The sequence below is a fragment of the Buchananella sp. 14KM1171 genome (assembly GCF_041380365.1).
Taxonomy (GTDB): Bacteria; Actinomycetota; Actinomycetes; order Actinomycetales; family Actinomycetaceae; genus Buchananella; species Buchananella felis.
In genome coordinates, this window is sequence record NZ_CP159981.1 from 870710 (window position 1) to 890283 (window position 19574).

Here is a 19574-nt window from a genome sequence, read left to right on the forward strand (position 1 = left end):
CAGCGCGCCAGGCTGGCTACAATTCTGCGGTGGCGTTTCCCGCCGCCCCTCGGCGGGAGCGGTGACGCCAGCGACGGGAGGAAGAATGCACCGGATCGGCTTCGACCGCGAGAAGTACCTCGAATTGCAGTCCCGCCACATCGCCGAGAGGCGAGCCCAGTTCGGCGGCAAGCTCTACCTCGAGTTCGGCGGCAAGCTGGTAGACGACATGCACGCCTCCCGCGTACTGCCGGGCTTCACCCCGGACAACAAGATCGTCATGCTGGCCGAGCTGGCCGACGAGGTGGAGATCGTGGTGGTGGTCAACGCCGCCGACTTCGCCCGCAACAAGGTGCGCGCCGACCTGGGCATCCCCTACGAGGACGACGTTCTGCGCCACGTGGACGAGTTTCGCGCCTACGGCCTGCACGTCGGCTCCGTGGTGATCACCCACTGGAGCGACGACAACCCGCAGGCCGCCGCCTTCAGGCTAAAGCTCATCAAGCTGGGCCTGCCCGTCTACCGGCACTACCCCATCGCCGGCTACCCGCACGACGTCGCCCGGATCGTCTCCCCCGAGGGCTACGGCCGCAACGAGTACGTGGAGACCAGCCGCGACCTGGTGGTGGTCACCGCCCCCGGCCCCGGCTCCGGCAAGATGGCCACCTGCCTGTCCCAGCTCTACCACGATCACGTGCGCGGCATCTCCTCCGGGTATGCGAAGTTCGAGACCTTCCCGATCTGGAACCTGCCGCTGGACCACCCGGTGAACGTGGCCTACGAGGCCGCCACGGCGGACCTGGACGACATGAACATGATCGACCACTTCCACCTGGCCGCCCACGGCGAGCAGACGGTCAACTACAACCGCGACATCGAGATCTTCCCGGTGCTCAGCCGCCTGTTCGAGCAGATCCTGGGCGCCTCCCCCTACGCCTCCCCCACGGACATGGGCGTGAACATGGCCGGGCTGTGCATCAGCGACGACGACGCCTGCCGCGAGGCCTCCAAGCAGGAGGTGATCCGCCGCTACTTCAAGGCCCTGGTGCAGGAGCGCCGCGACGAGGTGGAGCCGGACCAGTCCACCAAGATCGCCCTCCTGATGGGCTCACTCGGGATCGGCACCAACGACCGCCCGGTGGTGGGGCCCTGCCTGGAGCTGGCGCGGCAGACGGATGCGCCCGCCGCGGCCATCGAGCTGGCCAGCGGCGAGATCGTGGTCGGCAAGACCTCCGCCCTGCTGGGCGCCTGCTCGGCCATGCTGCTGAACGCGCTCAAGCGGCTGGCGGGGATCGACGCGAGCGTGGACCTGCTGGCGCCGGCCTCCATCGAGCCGATCCAGACCCTGAAGACCAAGCACCTGGGCTCGAAGAACCCGCGCCTGCACACCGACGAGGTGCTGATCGCCCTGGCCGTGTCCGCCAACGGCGACGACAACGCCCGCCGCGCCCTGGCCTGCCTCGGTGAGCTGCGCGGCTGCGACGTCCACACCTCCACGATCCTGGGCTCGGTGGACGAGGGCATCTTCCGCTCCCTCGGGGTGCAGGTCACCAACGAGCCGGTCTACGCCACCAAGAGCCTGTACCGAAAGCGCTAGACCGCAAGCCGGCCGCGCCGGCGCGCAGCCCCGCCGGGGCTGGCATTGGGCGCGCGCGGCTGGCGCCCGGGAGCTTCTGGGTGGGGGCCTGCCGAGGAAACGGTGAGGAAGAGCGCGGCGCCCACGAAAGGACTTTCATCCTTTCCAATGGCAAAATGGGTGGCCGAATGCGCTTAACCTAGATGCGCGAGCGCAGCCCCCAGTCAAAAGCAAAACCCCTACCCCCCTGCCGGGAATAGGGGTAGGTGCCTCCAGTGGGACTCGAACCCACAACACACCGATTTTAAGTCGGTTGCCTCTGCCAATTGGGCCATGGAGGCTGCGGCCCTCTATCTTAGAGGAAGCCCGGGAAGGATAGTAATGAGCAAGCGCAAGCCCACCAAGCCAACCAGCAGGTCTTCGCAGCGGAAGCCCCGGGCCTCCCACCCCCAGAGCGCGCACGGCGCTAGCAAGCCGCTGCGCAAGACGCGCGACCCCCACTCCGGGCGCAAGAAGTCCCTGCGCAAGCGGATCACCCGCCGCATCTCCGAGCACCCCGCGTTCGGTGCGCTGTTCGATGTGGTGCCCGGCAAGCTGCGCGACGAGACCTTCGCCGGCGTGCTGGTGATCGCCGCAGCCGTTTTGGCCCTGGTGCTCGCCAACAGCCCGGCCCAGCACTGGTACCACCACCTGGCCGACGTGCACGTGGGGCCCGCCTCGTGGGGCATCAACCTGTCCCTGGAGCACTGGGCCGCCGACGGCCTGCTGGCCATCTTCTTCTTCATCGTGGGTCTGGAGTTGAAGACCGAGTTCTCGGTGGGGGCGCTGCGCGACATCAGGCAGGCGGCCCTGCCGATGATCGCCGCCGCCTTCGGCATGGTGGGCCCGGCCGTCATCTACTGGGGCACGCAGGTCTTTACCGGCGACCACCACATGCACGGGTGGGCCATCCCCACGGCCACCGACATCGCCTTCGCGGTCGCGGTGCTCGGCATCATGGGCAAGGGCCTGCCCTCCGGCGTGCGCACCTTCCTGCTCACCCTGGCGGTGGTGGACGACCTCCTGGCGATCATCATCATCGCCGTCTTCTACAGCTCCGAGCTGAACCTCGCCTACTTCGGCGCCGCCCTGGCCGCCGTCTTCGTCTTCGGCGTGCTGGCCCGCAAGCGCATCTTCTCCCGCTGGCTGCTCATCCCGCTGGCCGTGCTGGCCTGGTACTTCGTCTTCCGCAGCGGCATCCACGCCACGATCGCGGGTGTGCTGCTGGGCCTGGTTGTGCCAGCCCGCCGCCACGCCGACCTGGACGCGGACCTGCCCCACGGCGGGCGCACCCACGCCATCGCCCACCGCATCGCCCCGCTCAGCGCCGGCCTGGCCCTGCCCATCTTCGCCTTCTTCGCCGCCGGCGTCACCGTGATCGGCACCGAGGGGGGCGTCGGTGCGGCCCTCACCGACCCGGTCGCCATCGGCGTCTACCTGGGCCTGCCCCTGGGCAAGTTCATCGGCATCGCCGGTTCCGTCTGGCTGCTGCTGAAGTTCACCCCGCTGCAACTGGGCAAGGGCGTCATCATGCGCGACATCTCTGCGGTCGGCCTGCTCTCCGGCATCGGTTTCACCGTCTCCCTGCTGATCGCCTCCCTGGCCTTCCCCGCCGAGCCGGTGGCCTCAGACCACGCGGCCATCGCCGTCATCATCGGCTCCCTGGTCTCCGCCCTGGTGGGTGGCGCCCTGGTGCACCACCGTGCCGTGGTCCACCTGCGGGAGGACGGCCCCGCAGAGTAGCGAACGGAGGACACGGAAAGGTTGGGGTGGGCACGCGGCGCGTGCCCACCCCAACCTCGTCGGGGCGTTCCTCGGCCCAGGGCGCTGGACTTGAGGCCGGTTTGCTTCCGCCCGGCCGGCGCTGTGCAGGTGGCGGTTCGGTGGCGGGCGGTGGCGCCCCGGTGCCCCCGAGCGCACAAGCGTGCGCTCCGGGTACATCCGACCGACCGGTACCACGGCACCAAGCGGTCACACGTACCCCGTCGCAGCATTTGCGAGCTTGGGGGCCAAAGCTGGACGCCACGGTCACACCAGGAGGCACTGGCGACGCGCGGTGGCGGGCGGTGGCGGTTCGGTGCCCCCGAGCGCACAAGCGTGCGCTCCGGGTACATCCGACCGACCGGTACCACGGCACCAAGCGGTCACACGTACCCCGTCGCAGCATTTGCGAGCTTGGGGGCCAAAGCTGGACGCCGGTGCGCCTCGTAAGTGGCGAAGTGCGCAGGCGATCGAGGGCTCAGTGAACCGGTCGGAGGGTTACCCGGCCGGGTAACCCCACAATCGTTTGCGCACCGCCGGACCGGGTCCAGCCCCCACCTCGATCACCGCGATCACCGGGGCACGCGGGTCGCGGGGCTCACTCCAGGGACGGGCGCTGAGGAAATGGGCGGGTGGAACGTCGCGCCCCTGAGGAAACGCGGGAGGCCGACCCCCGCAGAGTAGGCAGCGCAGGGAACCAGGAAGGGTCGGGGTGGGCACGCGGTGCGTGCCCACCCCGACCTCCTTAACCTGGGGCGCCTCCGCTAGGCCACCGTCAGGCGCTGGGCCACGGACAGGGCGATGCCGTCCAGGATGTCGTGCTCAGAAGTCACCACGTGGGTGAGCTGCCCGCCGCGCGCCGCCACGGCCCGGGCGATGCCGCCCACCACCTCCGACCACACGATCGCGCCCGCCCCGATCACGTCCAGGCGCGCCGGGTGCATGAAGCCCATCGCCTCGCGCTGCGCGCGCGTGGAGGCGAGCATCTCCTGACAGGACTCCAGCACCTGCTCCACGCTCAGGCGGGCACCGTTGATGCGGGAGCGGTCGTAGCGGCTAAGACCCAGGGCGTGCGCGGTTAGGGTGGTCACCGAGCCCGCCAGACCAACCAGCTCCTCAGTCAACCCCAGCTGCAGGCTCTCCAGCGCCGGAGCCAGCAGGGCGCGCACATCTGCGCGCGCGGCCTCCACCGCCGCCGGGCTCGGCCGCCCGGCGGCGTCCAGACTCGCAGCCAGGTGCCGCTCGGTCATGCGCACGCAGCCCATGTCCAGGCTCAGGGCGGCCTCGGGGGCGCGCGTGCCGCGCACCAGCTCGGTGGAGCCGCCGCCGATGTCCACGATGGTGCGCTGCGGCTCGCCCTGGGCACGCTCCCCGGCCCCAGCCAGCCCCCCAGCCCTAGCCGTAGCCCCGGCCTCAGCCGACCCCTCGGCCCCACCCGTAGCCCCGGCCCCAGCCAGCAGTCCGGCCTGACTGGGCGGGGCGGCCGGGGCGGCAGCGTCGTCCACCCCAGCGCCACCACTGGCACCGCCCACCGCCACCAGGGCGCCGGTGAAGGAGAGCGTGGCCTCCTCGTCTCCGCTGATCACCTCCGGCTCCAGGCCCAGGGCGGCACGGATTCCCTCCACGAAGACCTCGCGGTTGCCGGCGTCGCGCGTAGCGGAGGTAGCCACAAAACGCGCCGCCTCCACGCCATGCCCGCGCATCAACTCGCCGTAGTCACTGGCCGCAGCAAAGGTGCGCTCCAGGGCGGCAGGATCCAGCATGCCCGTCGCGTCCACGCCGTGCCCCAACCGCACGATCCGCATCTCCCGCAACACGTCGGTCAGGCGGCCGGAAGCCCCAACCTCGGAGACGAGCAGGCGGATGGAGTTAGTTCCACAGTCGATGGCAGCAATTCGGGTCATGCGAACAATGCTGCCACCTACCACTTACGTTCATTCACACGAGCACTTGGACTTATCCCACAGACCGCGCTCCTGGGCGATCTGCAGCGCCCGGTCACCCACCGGGTTGACGCCCTCGCCCGCCGCCAGCGCGTGCCCCGCCAGGGCGTGCAGACACTTGATGCGCGTGGGCATGCCGCCGGCGCTCACCCCCGCGATCTCCGGGACCTCGCCCAGCGCGGCCCGGTCGGCCAGGTAGGCGGCGTGCGCGCGCTCGTAGGCGGCGCGCATCTCCTCGCTCTGCGCCAGCTCGGCCTTCAGCTCCTCCATGGTGTGCTCGGCCTCGAGCGTGCTCATCGCCTTCACCGCGCCCGGGTGGGTCAGGTAGAGCGTGGTGGGGAACGGCGTGCCGTCGTCCAGGCGCGGCAGCGTGCGCACCACCGCCGGGCGGCCACACACGCAGCGCGCCGCGATCGAGTGCACCCCGCGCGGCGGGCGGCCCAGCTGCTCAGCCAGCGCCTGAATATCGGCCTCGCTCACCTGTTGCTCTGCCGGGACGTTAGCGGGCGTGGGGGTGGGCGTTTCCTGGCTCATTTTTCTCCGTCTTGCTTGATGATTCCGGGCGGGGCCGTGGGCTGATCCCGCAGCGGGATCGAGCTGGGCGCCTGGCCCTGCCACAGCGTGCGCACCCACGAGTCCGGCTCGATAACGGGCCGAAGCGCGGGATCCTCGGTCTCGCTCGGGCCCGGCTGGGCTACCGAAGAGTCCGTGACAATGTAGACCTTCTCGCCCGGCTGGACGAATCCGAGCCGCTCACGCGCCTCCCGGCGCACCACGTTCGGGTCCTCCCACTTGGCCAGCTCCTGGCGCAGCTTCTCGTTGCGTTCCTGGGCCTGCGCAATCTGCTCCACCAGGTCCGCGCGCTCCGCGCGCTGGTCCATGAGAGTGCGCAGCGGGCTCATCACGATGAACGCCGCCACCACCATGCACGCCACCAGGAACAGCACCGCCATCGGGCGGGACATGGCCTTCTCCTGCGCCACCTGCTCGGTGGGGCCGGTCTCCGGCCCGCTCGACTGCCACGCCTCCTCCGCCTGGCGCGAACCGGGCCGGTCCGGGCGGCGGCGCGCCGAGTAGGCCGTGCCCCTATCCGGGCGGGCCCCCGGGCGGTCCGCCGCGCGCCCGCCACCGCCATAGCCGCCGAGCCTGGGCTGCCTGGAGCGTCCTGCGGCCGAGCCTACCGTCGTACCGGTGCCCCGCGCCGCAGCAAGACCGGTGCCCGCGGAGCCGGCAGTGCGCGTCGTGGCAAGACCGGTCGGCGGCGTGCGGTCGATCTTGGTGGTACCCATGTGCAGCACCGCGCCCCGAGCGCCCTGTTGTGCCGGCGCGCCATGCTGTGCCGCCACGCCCTGCTGGGCCGTGGGCCGCTGCTGCGCGGCCAGCCCCCGCTGAGCCCGCGTCTCCTGCTGCGGCCCCGCTCCCCGGGAGGGCGCGGCGGGCTGCACTGCGGGCCGACGCTGCCCAGCCACCCCGGTCTGCCCAGCCACCCCGGTCTGCCCGTACTGCCTGGTCTGCGCGGACTGCCTGGTCTGCGCCGAGGCTCGACGCTGCGGGAGTGCGGCCCGCTGCCCGCCCGGCTGCTGCGCCGACGCCGACGCGCCCGAGCGGTCCCTGTTACGGGGCATGACTGGGCGGCGCGGAGCTGTGGGCATGTCTCTATGCTCCCTTACCCGGGCGGGCAGGCCAAGCCGAACACACCAATTGTGCATACCTCACCCCTCCGCCCGCGCCGCGCACCGCCCTCAATGCCCGACGCCCCACCCGCCACCGCGCCCAACCCGCCCGCGCCGCGCACCGCCCTCCACGCCCGACGCCCCACCCACCACCGCGCCCAACCCGCCCGCGCCGCGCACCGCCCTCCACGCCCGACGCCCCACCCACCACCGCGCCCAACCTGCCCGGCAGCCGCTACCCCGGCAGGGACGACGCTCCGCCCGCCTCCCCCACCAGCGCCCCCGCCTGCATCGCCGGCAACGGAAAAGGGCCCGCCACCCTTGCAGGTGGCGGGCCCGAGCCCCTAGACGCTAGCGCCTAGTGGTTTCCTCAGCGACCGTAGCGACGCGGGAAGGCGGAACGACCGGCGTAAACGGCGGCGTCGTCCAGCTCGTCCTCGATGCGCAGCAGCTGGTTGTACTTGTTCACGCGCTCGCCGCGGGCCGGGGCACCGGTCTTGATCTGGCCGGAGTTGGTGGCAACGGCCAGGTCGGCGATGGTGGTGTCCTCGGTCTCGCCGGAACGGTGAGAGGTCATGGAGGCGAAGCCCGCACGGTGGGCGTTCTCCACGGCCTCCAGGGTCTCGGACAGGGAGCCGATCTGGTTGACCTTGACCAGCAGGGCGTTGGCGATGCCCTCGCGGATACCGCGAGCCAGGCGCTCCGGGTTGGTCACGAACAGGTCGTCACCCACCAGCTGCACCTTGTCGCCGACGGCGACGGTCAGGGCCTTCCAGGCGTCCCACTCGTCCTCGGACAGCGGGTCCTCGATGGAGACAACCGGGAAGTCCTCGATCAGCTTGGTGTAGTAGTCCACCATGTACTCGGTGGACTGGGCGGCACCCTCGAAGTTGTAGGCGCCGTCCTTGAAGAACTCGGTGGAGGCGACGTCCAGGGCCAGGGCCACGTCGTCGCCAGCCTTCAGGCCGGTCTTCTCGATGGCCTCAACGATCAGCTCCAGCGCAGCGCGGTTGGAGTCGAGGTTGGGGGCGAAGCCACCCTCGTCGCCCAGGCCCGTGGCCAGGCCACGGCCCTTCAGGACGGCCTTGAGGGCGTGGTAGACCTCGGCGCCCCAGCGCAGGGACTCCTTGAAGGTCGGGGCGCCCACGGGGGCGATCATGAACTCCTGGATGTCAACGTTGGAGTCTGCGTGAGAACCACCGTTGAGGATGTTCATCATGGGGACCGGCAGCACGCGGGCGTTCGGGCCACCGAGGTAGCGGAACAGCGGCAGGCCGGCGGAGTCGGCAGCGGCCTTGGCCACGGCCAGGGAGACACCGAGGATGGCGTTGGCGCCCAGCTTGGACTTGTTCGGGGTGCCGTCCAGCTCGATCAGGGTCTCGTCGATCAGACGCTGCTCGGAGGCCTCGAAGCCAACGAGCTCGGGGGCGATGATGTCGTCAACAGCATCGACAGCGCCCTGCACGCCCTTGCCGCCGTAGCGGGCCTCGCCGTCGCGACGCTCAACGGCCTCGAAAGCACCGGTGGAAGCGCCGGAGGGGACGGCGGCGCGAGCCATCGTGCCGTCGTCAAGGATTACCTCGACCTCAACAGTGGGGTTGCCGCGCGAGTCGAGAATCTCACGGCCGCCGATAGCGAGAATGGTAGCCACATGTACTCCTTCAGTTCAGTGGTCGATGCTCATCGAACACCTTTAACCCTAATGCGCCCGGTATGCCCTAGGCCATGACTTAGGGCCGTTTCGCGAGCGGTGAAGGAGGATTTGACCTGCGATTTGGGCGCAGAAAAGGGCGGCAAGGCCCTTGCCTTGCCGCCCTTTGCTATGCCGCTTGGCGCCTGGTTCCTCCCTCGGGTCAGTTGAGGGGCAGCGGGCCTTGCGCCAGCTTCGGGTCGGGCAGCAGCCACTCGTGCGCCAGGGAGCCGTCCTCGTTGCGCGGGGTGTGGCGCGGGTTGACGCGGATGTCCCCGTGCTGCACGGCCCCAAAGAAGGCCTCCTGGAAGGCGCCGTCCAGGCCGGCCTCACCAATCTTCTCCAGCATCTGGGCGCCCCGGAAGAAGTCCACGAGCGCCTGGGCCGGCTCCTCGCCCTCGTCCAGCGTGCCGGGCATGCCCTGGATGGCCTCGCCGCTCTTGATGCCCGCGATAACGTCGGCCTCGGGCACGTCGAAGGACTGGCCCACCTCCAGTACGAAGCGAGCACGCACCGCCGGGCCCAGCAGGGCGTCAGCCGGGGTCTGCGTGCCGGTGAGCTTGGTGGCCTGGTCGGCGAACTCCTCCAGGTAGTCGTAGGTGATCGCCTCGTCGTAGACCAGTGCGGCGTTGTTCGGGCTGGTTGAACACCCAGCCAGCAGGGTGGCGGCCAGGGCGGCCGCTGCGGCCACACCGAGCCTAGAAATAACCTTGCGCATCACACGCTCCTTCCTAGCGGGCCAGCCTAGTCCACTACGCCTTGATCGCGCGCAACAGGTTCCCCACCCATTCCAGCAGGGCGTCGTCCTCCAGGGGCGCGGCCCCCAGGCCGGTGCCGCGCGGCATGGGCACGGTCACGGCGCGCACGGCGGGCTTCACGGAGGAGCCCGGGTAGAGGCGTTTGAGCCGCAGCTGCAGCGAGTCGGGCACCTCCAGCGGCGCCAGGCGCACCTGCTTGCCCACGGCCACCAGCTCGCTCAGCCCCAGCTCCCGCGCGGTGGCGCGCAGACGGGCCAGTTCCAGGAGGCGCACCACCGGCTCGGGCAGGGCGCCGTAGCGGTCGGTGAGCTCCTCGGTGATCGCGCGCAGGTCCGCCTCGGTGCGGGCGGCGGAGATCTTCGTGTAGATCTCCAGGCGCAGCCGGTCGTGCTCCACGTACGAGGTGGGCACGTGGGCGTCCACGGGCAGGTCCAGGCGCACCTCCTCTTCCACCGGGCTCTTGTCTCCCCGGTACTGGGCCACGGCGTCTGCCACCATCCGCACGTAGAGGTCGAAGCCCACCCCGGCGATGTGGCCGGACTGCTCCCCGCCCAGCAGGTTACCGGCGCCGCGAATCTCCAGATCCTTCATGGCCACGTGCATGCCGCTGCCCAGGTCGGTGTGCGCGGCGATGGTGCGCAGGCGCTCATGGGCGGTCTCGGTGAGCGGAGTGTGGGTGGGGTAGAGGAAGTAGGCGTAGGCCCGCTCCCGCGAGCGCCCCACCCGCCCGCGCAGCTGGTGGAGCTGCGAGAGCCCGAAGGCGTTGGCCCGGTCCACGATCAGCGTGTTGGCGTTGGAGATGTCCAGGCCCGTCTCCACGATGGTGGTGCACACCAGCACGTCGAACTCCTGGTTCCAGAAGTCCTCGATCACGCGCTCCAGCTGCTGCTCGCCCATCTGCCCGTGGGCCACCGCGATGCGGGCCTCCGGCACCAGCTTGGCCAGTTTGGCGGCGGTGTCCTGGATGGACTGGACGCGGTTGTGCACAAAGAACACCTGCCCGTCGCGCAGCAGCTCGCGGCGGATGGCGGCGGCCACCTGCCGGTCCTCGTAGCCGCCCACGTAGGTGAGCACCGGGTGGCGGTCCTCGGGCGGGGTGGTGAGGGTGGACATCTCGCGGATGCCGGTCACGGCCATCTCGAGGGTGCGAGGGATGGGGGTGGCGCTCATGGCCAGCACGTCCACGTTGGCGCGCAGGGCTTTGAGGGTCTCCTTGTGTTCCACGCCGAAGCGCTGCTCCTCGTCGATGATGACCAGGCCCAGGTCCTTGAAGCGCACCTCTCCGGTGAGCAGGCGGTGGGTGCCGATCAGCACGTCCACCTCCCCCTTGCGGGTGGCCTCCTTGACCTCCTGGGCTTCCTTCTCGCTCTGGAAGCGGGAGAGCGCGGCCACGCGCACCGGGAAGTTCTCATACCGGGAGGTGAAGGTCTCCAGGTGCTGGCTGACCAGCAGCGTGGTGGGCACCAGCACCGCCACCTGCTTGCCGTCCTGGACGGCCTTGAACGCGGCGCGCACCGCCAGCTCGGTCTTGCCGTAGCCGACGTCCCCGCACAGCAGCCGATCCATCGGCACCTCGCGCTCCATGTCCGCCTTGATCTCGTCCATGGTGGCTAGCTGGTCGGGGGTCTCCACGAACGCGAAGGATTCCTCCAGTTCGCGCTGCCAGGGCGTGTCCGGGGAGAAGGCGTGGCCCTTGGTGGCCATGCGGGCGGCGTAGAGGCGCAGCAGCTCCTTGGCGATGTCCTTGACGGCCGCGCGCGCCTTTCCCTTGGTCTTGGCCCAGTCGGCGCCGCCCATCTTGGACAGCGCCGGGGCCTCTCCGCCGGTGTACTTGGTGACCAGGTCCAGGGAGTCGGTGGGGACGAATAGGCGGTCGCCCGGTTGGCCGCGCTTTGAGGGCGCGTATTCGATTACTAGATATTCGCGCCGCCCGGCCTTGGCACCGTGGCCGACGTTCCGCGAGATCAGTTCGATGAAGCGCCCCACCCCGTGGACTTCGTGGACGACGTAGTCGCCGGCCTGCAGTTGCAGCGGGTCTACGGCGTTGCGGCGCCGGGCGGGCACGGCCTTGTCCCTGGATTGCTCGCGCGCGGCCTTGCCGGTGACGTCGGCCTCGCCGATGACGGTGAGGGCGGCGGCGGGGGCGTGGTAGCCGGCGAGCTGGGAGGCGGTGGTGATGGTGAGGCTGCCGGGCTCGGGGGCCTGCGCGATGGCGTCCACGACCCGGGCGGGCAGCTCTGCAGCGGCGAACTGCTCCCGGAAGCGTCGGGCCATGCCGGGGCCTTGGGTGGTGACGACCACGCGGCGCCCCTGGCGCAGCCAGCGTGAAACGTCCGTGAAAAGCTGGGGGATGTTGCCTCGGTAGGGGCTGAGCTCCGTCAGCGCGGTGCCTCCCGCGCCGCCCTCCGTGGCACCATCGGCGTCGCTCTCCCCCGCCGGGTCGGGCGCCGGGGCCGCGCCGGACTCGTCCAGTTCCATGGGCCGCAGCGAGGTCAGCTGCCACCAGCCCAGGCCCCGCTCCAGGGCCAGGGAGCGGATGGCGGGCAGGGCCAGGAAGGAGGCGCGGCGCAGGTCGATGGGCATGCCGCCGCCCGCAGCGGCCGAGTGCCACGCGGCCGCCAGGAACTCGTCCGTGGTGGCCAGCAGGTCTTCCACGCGGCGGCGGATGCGCTCCGGCTCGTGCAGGAGCACCAGGCTCTGCGCATCCACCAGGGACAGCAGCGGCACCAGCTGGCCCACCAGCGCCGGGGTGAGGGCCTCCATTCCCTCCGGGGTCTGCCCATCCGCGATCCGCTCCAGCAGCTCGGCCGCACCGGGCAGCGTCGTCACCAGCTTCGCGGCGCGCTCGCGCACCTCGGCAGTGAGGGGGATCTCCCGGCAGGGCGGGGCCCACAGCTGCAGGGGCGCCTTGCCGGCCCGCGCCGCGCCGACGGCCCCCGACGCATCGGCCGCGGCGCCCGGGGAGCCCTGCGCCGGGGGCGCCGACAGCGAAGAGGCCGCCTTCTTCGTGGGCCGGGCGGCAGCGTCGTCCACCTCCAAGGCGGCGGGAGCGGGCGCGATGGAACGCTGGTCGGCAACGGTGAAGGCGCGAATCTCATCGACCTCGTCGCCGAAGAACTCCACCCGCAGCGGGTGGGCATCGGTGGGCACAAAGACGTCCAGGATGCCGCCGCGCACCGCGAACTCGCCGCGCCGCTCCACCATGTCCACGCGGGCATAACCACCGGCGGACAGGCGCGCCACCACCTCCTCCAGCGGCATCTCGTCGCCCACACGCAGGTGCAGCGGCTCGCGCTCCCCCAGCCCGCCCACCAGCGGGGCGGCCGCGGCGCGCACGGGGGCAAGCAGCACGCGGATCGGGCCGGCGTGCGCGTCCCCCTCGATCGGGTGGGCAAGGCGGCGGGCGATCGCGGCGCGCTTAGCCATCGTGTCCGCGCGCGGCGAGAGCTTCTCGTGCGGCAGCGTCTCCCACGCCGGGAAGACCGCCACCGTGCCGGCCTGCGCTGCGCCCAGGTGATCGCGGATGGCGGCGGCCAGGTCCTCCGCCTCCCGCGTGGTGGCCGTCAGCACCGTGAGCGGACGCTGCTCGCTCAGCGCGGCCAGCAGCGCGCCACGCGGGGCCAGCGGGAGGGAGAAGGTGCGCTCCCCCCGCCCCGGCGCGGCCTCCTGGGCGGCGGCGAAGACGGGGTCGGTTAGCAGCAGTGGCAGCAGTCCGGAAAGTCTCACCACTAAAGCCTACGCGCTGGCGGGCGGGGGCTCAGCCTGGACCGGAACGGACTCAGCTTCGGCGGGTACGAGCTCAGCGAAACTTGTCAAAGCCCGCCGAACCTGGCCCATAGCGGGCAGGCCATTGACAAGGCTCGGCGGCTTTGGTCAAGTTTCAAGAACGGTCGGCCTCTCGCTGGGCAGCGGCAAGCCGCCCGGTCAGGAGGCGTGCAGGCGCATCTGGGCCAGCTCCAGGCCCCGCGCGGTCACGTCCTCCACGGCATCGGCGGCCAGTTCCAGACTGAGGGCCAGGTCGGTGCGCTCCCCGGCAGCGAAGTCTGAGAGCACGTAGTCGGCCGGGTCCTGGCTGCCCGGCGGGCGCCCCACCCCGAAGCGCAGGCGCAGGTAGTCGCGCGTACCCAGCGACTGCGAGAGCGAGCGCAGTCCGTTGTGACCGCCCTCGCCGCCGCCGCGCTTGAGACGCAGCGTCCAGGCCGGCAGGTCCAGCTCGTCGTGGACCACCAGGATGCGCTCGGGCGGGATCTGGAAGTAGCCGGCCAGGGCCTTGAGCGGACCGCCGGAGACGTTCATGTAGCCCATCGTGTGGGCCAGGACCGCGCGCGGACCGGGCACGCCGCCCGGCAGCATCCCCAGGCGGGCCTCCGCCATCATCGTCTGCGAGGAGTGGCGCGAGAGCGTCACGCCGGCGCGCTTGGCCAGCACGTTGATCACCATGCGCCCGACGTTGTGCCTATTGCCCTCATACTTCCGGCCCGTGTTACCCAGGCCGGCGATCAGCCAGGTCTCGCTCATTGGTGCCTCCTCTTTCCCGGGGCAGAGCCTACCGGGCCGCCAAAGACACCGGCAGCCCCGCGCCTCTCGCGGCGGCTCGCCGGGCACGGACGCCGCCGGCTCGCCCCGCGTTGCGACACCCGGTGGACGGGGAACGACCTAGACCAGCCGCCGGCTCGCCCCGCGTTGCGGCACCCGGCGGACGGGGAACGACCACCGCCGGCCGTTACCCCGCTGGAACGCGAAGCGGCCCCGCTTCGGCAAGGAAGCGGGGCCGCGTTCAGCTCAGCGTTGGAGCAGCTGGGCTCAGAGGGCCAGCAGGTCCACGTGCTCGATGATGGTGGTCACCGGGTCGCGCTGGATGTCCTGCACGCGCACCTTGTACTCGGTGCCCTCGTGGGTGACGGTCAGCTCGGCCTTCGGGTTGCCCTTGACGGCCAGGAACAGGGCGTGGGCCGGGACGATCAGGTGCAGGGTCTCCTGGCCCTTGCCGTACAGGACGGCCGGGGTCTTGCCGGAGGCGCGCAGGCGGCGGGCAACGCCCTTGCCGAACTCGGTGCGGGTCTCAGCGGTGAGGCGGGAACGGTCCTCGATGATCTCAGCCATTTGGCTCTCCTTTGTCAGTGTGGGCGGCGGGCAATGCGGGCCGCTGGCCCACACCGCGTCGATAACGAAAGCTGTCGCTTTCCTCGCCGAGGTACTGGTCAACTCTACCGAGCCCGCGGCCCGCGCCGCCACACCCACCGGCGCGGCCCCGGTCACACCCGCCGGCGCGGCCCCGGTCACACCCGCCCCGCGCCCGGGCGGCACACCGCGCCGGCCGTGGAACAATGGGCGGCGTGCGTGACCTGAACCTGCTTCCCAAGACGCACCTTCACCTGCATTTCACCGGGTCGATGCGCCCGGCGACGTTGCGCGATCTCGCCGCCGAGCAGGGGGTGCGCCTGCCCGCCACGTTGACGGACGACGTCTACGACGTCCCCGCCGATCAGCGCGGCTGGTTTCGTTTCCAGCGCTCTTACGACGCCGCGCGCGCCCTGGTGCGCAGCGAGGCGGTGATGCGCCGCCTGGTGCGGGAGGCCGCGGAGGATGATGCGGCGGAGGGTTCGCGCCGCCTGGAGATTCAGATCGACCCGACCAGTTACGCGCCGTTCACGGGCGGGATCACCCCGGCGTTGGAGATCGTGCTGGATGAGGCGAGGCTGGCCAGCGCGGCCACGGGTGTGGAGGTGGCGGTGATCGTGGCCGCCTCGCGGACGCGGCACCCGTTGGAGGCGCGCACGCTGGCCCGCCTGGCCGCGCGGTACGCCGGCCAGGGCCCGGGCGAGGTGGTGGGCTTTGGCCTTTCTAACGACGAGCGCCGGGGCACCACCTCTGAGTGGGCGCGGGCGTTCAAGATCGCGCGCGACGCCGGCCTGGCCGCCCTGCCGCACGGCGGGGAGCTGCTGGGGGCGGACCACGTCCGCGAGGTGGTCAACCACCTGGGCCCCACCCGCCTGGGGCACGGGGTGCGCACGGCGGAGGACCCGGCGCTGCTGGAGCAGGTGGTGGCCGCCGGCATCGCCTTCGAGGTGTGCCCGGCCTCGAACGTCTCGCTGGGGGTCTTCACGGAGACCCGGCACGTGCCGCTGAAGAAGCTGATGGACGCCGGCGCCATGATCGCGCTCGGGGCCGACGACCCGCTCATCTTCGGTTCTCGCCTGACCGCCCAGTACGAGGCGGCGCAAAACAGCCACGATCTCTCTAACGCCCAGATGGCCCAGATGGCGCGCACGTCGGTGCTGGCGAGCCTGGCGAGCGAGTCCTCCAAGTCGCTGTGGTTGGCGCAGATCGACGCCTGGGAGGCCGCTGCGGCCGCCTGAGCGCGCCGAAGCTGCCGCCGGTGCACGCCTGCCTTGGTTTTCCGGGATGGACGACGTTGCCGCACCGGCCGCACCGCACGGGGCGCACCGCCCGGCCCGCACCGCCCGGAGAGGGACGAGGGCGGGCCGGAGGGGGGCACTCAGACCCGAACCGGCTCGGCCTCCAGCTCGATGCCGAAGCGCTCCTTGACCCCGTCGACGACGGCCTGCGCCACCGTCTCGATGTCTGCCGCGCTGGCCTCGCCCCGGTTGGTGATCGCCAGGGAGTGCTTGGTGGACAGCGAGGCGCGCCCGCCGGTCAGGTCCAGCCCGAATCCGCGCTCGAAGCCGGCCTGTGAGATCAGCCAGGCGGCGGAGGTCTTCACCACGCCCGGCACCACCGGACCCGGGTCGCCGATGTTGGTGGCCAGGGCGCCATCGCGCACCTCGAAGCGCGGTGCACCCTCGGGCAGGTCGGCGGCAGCGTCGGACGCCACGATCGGGTTGAGGAAGAAGGAACCGGCCGAGTAGGTGTCGGGGTCGCGCGCGTCCAGCACCATGCCCTTGCCTCGACGCAGGTCCAGCACGGCGGCGCGCACGTCCACGCTCGGCACGCGCGCGCCCAGCTCCACGTCCAGGGCGCGGGCCAGCTCGGAGTAGCGGATCGGGGCGGACAGGGAGGCCATGCGCATCTGCCAGTGCGTCTCCAGCACCACGAATCGGCCGGTGGGCCCCCACTGGCCGGACTGGCGGGAGGTCTTCAGCAGGGAGGTGCGGTAGCCCAGCTCCAGTTCCCCCACCGCCAGCATGCGGGTGCGCTGGCGCTCGCGGTCGTAGACGCGCACGCTGGCCAGGGTCTGGGAGACCTCCGCCCCGTAGGCGCCCACGTTCTGCACGGGGGCGGCGCCCACGGTGCCGGGGATGCCAGAGAGTGCCTCTAGGCCCATCCAGTCCTCGCCGACGGCGCGGGCCACCAGCTCGTCCCAGGGCAGGCCGGCGGTGACGCGCAGGGAGACGCCGCCGCAGCTGTCGGCTGAGGTGACCTCGATCTCCTGGCGGGCGTCGCGCAGCACCACGCCGTCAAAGCCGGCGTCGCTGGCCAGCACGTTGGAGCCGCCGCCCAGCACCAGCAGGCCTTGCCCGGCGGCATCGGTGGCCTTGATCGTCTCGATGAGTTCGGCCTCGCTGGTGGCCTCGACGTATCCGCCGATCGGGCCGCCCACGCGCAGGGTGGTCAGCTCGGAAAGGCGGGGGTTGGTCAGTGCGCCGAGCGGGGCGCGCAGGCAGGGCACGGGCGGGACGAGGTTACTCATGCGCACACCCTAGCGCAGCGCGTGCGGGCCAGTTCGGTGGGCCGCCCGCGCCGGGGCGCCCTGCGGGCAGACCTCCTAGCCGCCGCGCGGAACGCGGGCGTGGTCGCTGTGCAGCAAGCGGCCTAGTCGCTGCCGCGCGGGGAGGCTGCGGGCAGGGGCCTGGCGGCGCCGCTGAAGAACAGGCCGATGGCGACGGGCAGGGCCAGCACGGCCAGGGTGGGGCGGTAGCCGATGTGCTCTGCGAGCTCGCCCATGAGGGGCGGGCCCACCAGGAAGGCGCCGTAGCCGAGCGTGGAGACGGCGGAGATCGTGGCGGCGGCCTTCATGGGGTCGTCCCCGGCGGCGGCCAGGGCCAGCGGGAAGCCGAGCGCGCTGCCCGCGCCCCACGCCAGCGCGGCCACGAAGGCGAGCGGCACCCACGGGGAGAGCACGAACACGCTCACGCCCGCCAGGGCGAGCGCGAAGGAGAGGCGCAGGGCCCACACGCGCCCGACGCGCGCCACCAGGGCGGTGCCGGCGAAGCGCACGGAGGTCATGCCGACCACGAAGATGCCGTAGCCCACTGCTGCCCAGGCGTTGGAGATGCCGAAGGCCTCGATGCTGGCCAGGGCCAGCCAGTCGGCCGCGGCGCCCTCGGTCAGGGCGATGCCGAGCAGCACCACGCCCAGGGCCCAGGTGCGCCGCTCGCGCCAGGCGCGGGCGGAGGAGTAGCGCGGGTAGGAGCGTTGGGCCGTGCTCTTGGCGCCACGGGTGGGGGCGTCGGGCAGGAACCAGCGCAGCGAGATCCACACGGCGGGGACGGTCAGGGCGCCCAGTACGCCTACGTGCCAGTGGATGGGCACGTGGAGGGCGGAGGCCAGCGCACCCAGGCCCGCGCCGGTGACGGTGCCCAGGGAGAAGCCGCCGTGGAATTGGGGCATGCGCTCCTCGCCGCTGGCGCGGTCCACGTTGGCGCCGTGCACGTTGACGGCGACGTCGTAGAGGCCAAAGCCGATGTTGACCACGAACAGGGCGCTGGCCACGGCCACCATGGTGCCGGCCACGGTGAGGCCGGCGGCGGCCGCGTAGCCGAGCGCGATGAGCGGGTAGAACAGGAAGACGGCACGGCGCACGCCGATGCGGGCGGTGACTGCCCCGGCGATGGGCAGCATGGCGATGGAGCCCAGGGAGGCGACGAACATGATGCGCCCCAGCTGGGAGGCGGTCAGGTCTAGGGCGTCGCGCACGGCGGGCAGGCGGCTCATCCAGGCGGAGAACACCAGGCCGGGCCAGAAGTAGGACAGGAACGTGACCCACTGGGTGCGCCGCATGGCCTTACTTATTGCCGGCGCCGGGGTGGACGACGTTCCGCCCGCCTCCGTGATTTCGGGGCGGGCGGCGGGGGTGGGTTCGTCTGGCGCAGCGCTCACCCCTCCATCATCCGCGCCGGACTGGGGCGGCGCCAAGTTGAGTGAGTGTGGGATTGGGCGCCACGCCGTGCGGTGGCCCGGGCCTCAGGCGAGCAGTGCGCTGGCGCGGGCCAGCACGTCGCGGCCGGCGCAGGTGACGCTCAGGGTCACCTTGCCGTCCTCGCCGCGCTGCCCCGAGATGGTCAGCTCGGCGCCGCGCACGGGGTCTACCACCACCATGCCGGAGAAGTTGGCGCGCAGCTGGCGCACCTTGCCCAGGCCGGCGTGGGCCTCCAGGCTGGAGGCCACCAGGGCCAGGGTGAGCATGCCGTGGGCGATCACGCCGGGCAGGCCGGCGGCCTTGGCGACGGCGGGGTTGTGGTGGATCGGGTTGAAGTCCCGCGAGGCGCCGGCGTAGCGCACCAGGTCGGTCAGGGTCAGGCGCACGCGGTAGGCGAAGTCGGCGCCCTCCACCTCCGCCGGCTCCAGGGTGGGTGGGACCAGGCTCCACTGGGCCAGGTTGGCGCCGTCCTCCAGGGCGGTCTGGGCGGCCTCTGCCGGGGCGCCGCCCGGCTGGGCGGGCGCGGCGTCGGCGGGCTGGAGCGCCGCCGCAGCGGCGGCCGGCGCGGGCTGGGCCGGGGGCATGACGGCCAGGGTGGACTCCACCACGGCCGCCAGGCCGCGCGGCCCGTGCACCTCGGTGCGGGAGGCGAGCGTGCGCAGCGGGCCGCGCTCCACCACGCGCTTGACGCCGGGAAGCACGGTGAGCTGGTCGCCGGCTCGGATCGGCTCGTGCAACTCGATGGACTCGCTACCGTGCAGGACGCGGGAGAAGTCGATCCCCAGCTGCGGGTCCGCGATCAGCACGGCGGCGGCCCGCTGGGCCACGACGGCCGCGAACGTGGGGGCGGCGGGCGGAACGTCGTCCATCCCGGCCACCGGGTGCAGCGGCGCGGGCTCCCCCATGCCGGGGGCGGCCTGCCCCCACGGGCGGGCGGTGGCGGTGTTGAAGGAGGCCAGGTGCTCCACGCCCACGTGGTAGGAGATGGGGGCGTAGGTGGGCAGCGAGGAATTGTCCATAACCACAGCCTAGCCAAGCAGGCGCGGGCAGGGCTT

The 19574-nt window shown here is 71.7% G+C and carries 14 protein-coding genes and 1 tRNA gene; 3 read left to right on the forward strand and 12 right to left on the reverse strand.

Going from position 1 to position 19574, the window contains the following annotated elements; translation table 11 throughout:
• Positions 1–85 precede the first annotated feature (85 nt).
• Positions 86–1576, forward strand: a complete 1491-nt coding sequence (locus ABYF38_RS03525) for a DUF1846 domain-containing protein (RefSeq protein ID WP_371152765.1) — start codon at positions 86–88, stop codon at positions 1574–1576.
• 246 nt (positions 1577–1822) lie between these two features.
• On the opposite strand, the gene ABYF38_RS03530 is transcribed toward ABYF38_RS03525, so the two are convergent.
• Positions 1823–1896, reverse strand: a tRNA-Leu gene (locus ABYF38_RS03530).
• A 40-nt stretch (positions 1897–1936) separates the two neighbouring features.
• Between ABYF38_RS03530 and nhaA the strand changes: the two genes are divergently transcribed.
• Entirely contained in the window at positions 1937–3337 is a 1401-nt protein-coding gene (gene nhaA / locus ABYF38_RS03535) for a Na+/H+ antiporter NhaA (protein WP_371152766.1), read from the forward strand.
• Positions 3338–4119: 782 nt separating this feature from the next.
• On the opposite strand, the gene ABYF38_RS03540 is transcribed toward nhaA, so the two are convergent.
• The 8 genes from ABYF38_RS03540 to ABYF38_RS03575 all read right to left on the reverse strand — a co-directional run bounded on the left by ABYF38_RS03540 (position 4120) and on the right by ABYF38_RS03575 (position 14522).
• Positions 4120–5259: an exopolyphosphatase gene (locus tag ABYF38_RS03540; RefSeq protein ID WP_371152767.1), complete on the reverse strand. Its 1140-nt coding sequence runs from the start codon at positions 5257–5259 to the stop codon at positions 4120–4122.
• A gap of 30 nt (positions 5260–5289) precedes the next feature.
• Positions 5290–5832: a DUF501 domain-containing protein gene (locus ABYF38_RS03545; RefSeq protein ID WP_371152768.1), complete on the reverse strand. Its 543-nt coding sequence runs from the start codon at positions 5830–5832 to the stop codon at positions 5290–5292.
• Positions 5829–6950, reverse strand: coding sequence for a septum formation initiator family protein (locus ABYF38_RS03550; protein WP_371152769.1), 1122 nt, complete (start codon positions 6948–6950; stop codon positions 5829–5831). Before ABYF38_RS03550 ends, ABYF38_RS03545 begins: the two co-directional genes overlap by 4 nt.
• Positions 6951–7341: 391 nt before the next feature.
• Positions 7342–8622: a phosphopyruvate hydratase gene (gene eno / locus ABYF38_RS03555; RefSeq protein WP_371152770.1), complete on the reverse strand. Its 1281-nt coding sequence runs from the start codon at positions 8620–8622 to the stop codon at positions 7342–7344.
• A gap of 202 nt (positions 8623–8824) precedes the next feature.
• Complete coding sequence (locus tag ABYF38_RS03560; RefSeq protein WP_371152771.1) at positions 8825–9379, reverse strand: hypothetical protein; 555 nt, start codon at positions 9377–9379, stop codon at positions 8825–8827.
• A 34-nt stretch (positions 9380–9413) separates the two neighbouring features.
• Positions 9414–13145, reverse strand: a complete 3732-nt coding sequence (mfd, locus tag ABYF38_RS03565; RefSeq protein ID WP_371152772.1) for a transcription-repair coupling factor — start codon at positions 13143–13145, stop codon at positions 9414–9416.
• Positions 13146–13343: 198 nt separating this feature from the next.
• Positions 13344–13937: an aminoacyl-tRNA hydrolase gene (gene pth, locus ABYF38_RS03570; protein WP_371152773.1), complete on the reverse strand. Its 594-nt coding sequence runs from the start codon at positions 13935–13937 to the stop codon at positions 13344–13346.
• 285 nt (positions 13938–14222) lie between these two features.
• The gene (locus tag ABYF38_RS03575; protein ID WP_371152774.1) at positions 14223–14522 is read right to left on the reverse strand and encodes a 50S ribosomal protein L25; all 300 of its coding nucleotides are present in this window, start codon (positions 14520–14522) and stop codon (positions 14223–14225) included.
• A 224-nt stretch (positions 14523–14746) separates the two neighbouring features.
• On the opposite strand from ABYF38_RS03575, the gene ABYF38_RS03580 reads away from it, so the two are divergent.
• Positions 14747–15778, forward strand: a complete 1032-nt coding sequence (locus ABYF38_RS03580) for an adenosine deaminase (protein WP_371152775.1) — start codon at positions 14747–14749, stop codon at positions 15776–15778.
• A 140-nt stretch (positions 15779–15918) separates the two neighbouring features.
• Here the strand turns inward: ABYF38_RS03580 and ABYF38_RS03585 are convergent, their stop codons facing one another.
• The 3 genes from ABYF38_RS03585 to ABYF38_RS03595 form a co-directional block, all read right to left on the reverse strand.
• Complete coding sequence (locus ABYF38_RS03585) at positions 15919–17070, reverse strand: UDP-N-acetylmuramate dehydrogenase (protein ID WP_371152776.1); 1152 nt, start codon at positions 17068–17070, stop codon at positions 15919–15921.
• Between the two features lie 122 nt (positions 17071–17192).
• Positions 17193–18479, reverse strand: coding sequence for an MFS transporter (locus ABYF38_RS03590; protein ID WP_371152777.1), 1287 nt, complete (start codon positions 18477–18479; stop codon positions 17193–17195).
• Between the two features lie 84 nt (positions 18480–18563).
• Positions 18564–19538 (reverse strand): MaoC/PaaZ C-terminal domain-containing protein, encoded by a 975-nt coding sequence (locus ABYF38_RS03595; RefSeq protein ID WP_371152778.1) that lies wholly within the window; start codon positions 19536–19538, stop codon positions 18564–18566.
• Between the last annotated feature and the right edge of the window lie 36 nt (positions 19539–19574).

What these genes read in the sequence shown, in the direction of transcription:
- ABYF38_RS03525 (WP_371152765.1), top strand. Translation starts at nt 86, where the DNA reads ATGCACCGGATCGGCTTCGACCGCGAGAAGTACCTCGAATTGCAGTCC.
- nhaA (WP_371152766.1), top strand. Translation starts at nt 1,937, where the DNA reads ATGAGCAAGCGCAAGCCCACCAAGCCAACCAGCAGGTCTTCGCAGCGG.
- ABYF38_RS03540 (WP_371152767.1), bottom strand. Translation starts at nt 5,259, where the DNA reads ATGACCCGAATTGCTGCCATCGACTGTGGAACTAACTCCATCCGCCTG.
- ABYF38_RS03545 (WP_371152768.1), bottom strand. Translation starts at nt 5,832, where the DNA reads ATGAGCCAGGAAACGCCCACCCCCACGCCCGCTAACGTCCCGGCAGAG.
- ABYF38_RS03550 (WP_371152769.1), bottom strand. Translation starts at nt 6,950, where the DNA reads ATGCCCACAGCTCCGCGCCGCCCAGTCATGCCCCGTAACAGGGACCGC.
- ABYF38_RS03560 (WP_371152771.1), bottom strand. Translation starts at nt 9,379, where the DNA reads ATGCGCAAGGTTATTTCTAGGCTCGGTGTGGCCGCAGCGGCCGCCCTG.
- pth (WP_371152773.1), bottom strand. Translation starts at nt 13,937, where the DNA reads ATGAGCGAGACCTGGCTGATCGCCGGCCTGGGTAACACGGGCCGGAAG.
- ABYF38_RS03575 (WP_371152774.1), bottom strand. Translation starts at nt 14,522, where the DNA reads ATGGCTGAGATCATCGAGGACCGTTCCCGCCTCACCGCTGAGACCCGC.
- ABYF38_RS03580 (WP_371152775.1), top strand. Translation starts at nt 14,747, where the DNA reads ATGGGCGGCGTGCGTGACCTGAACCTGCTTCCCAAGACGCACCTTCAC.
- ABYF38_RS03585 (WP_371152776.1), bottom strand. Translation starts at nt 17,070, where the DNA reads ATGAGTAACCTCGTCCCGCCCGTGCCCTGCCTGCGCGCCCCGCTCGGC.
- ABYF38_RS03595 (WP_371152778.1), bottom strand. Translation starts at nt 19,538, where the DNA reads ATGGACAATTCCTCGCTGCCCACCTACGCCCCCATCTCCTACCACGTG.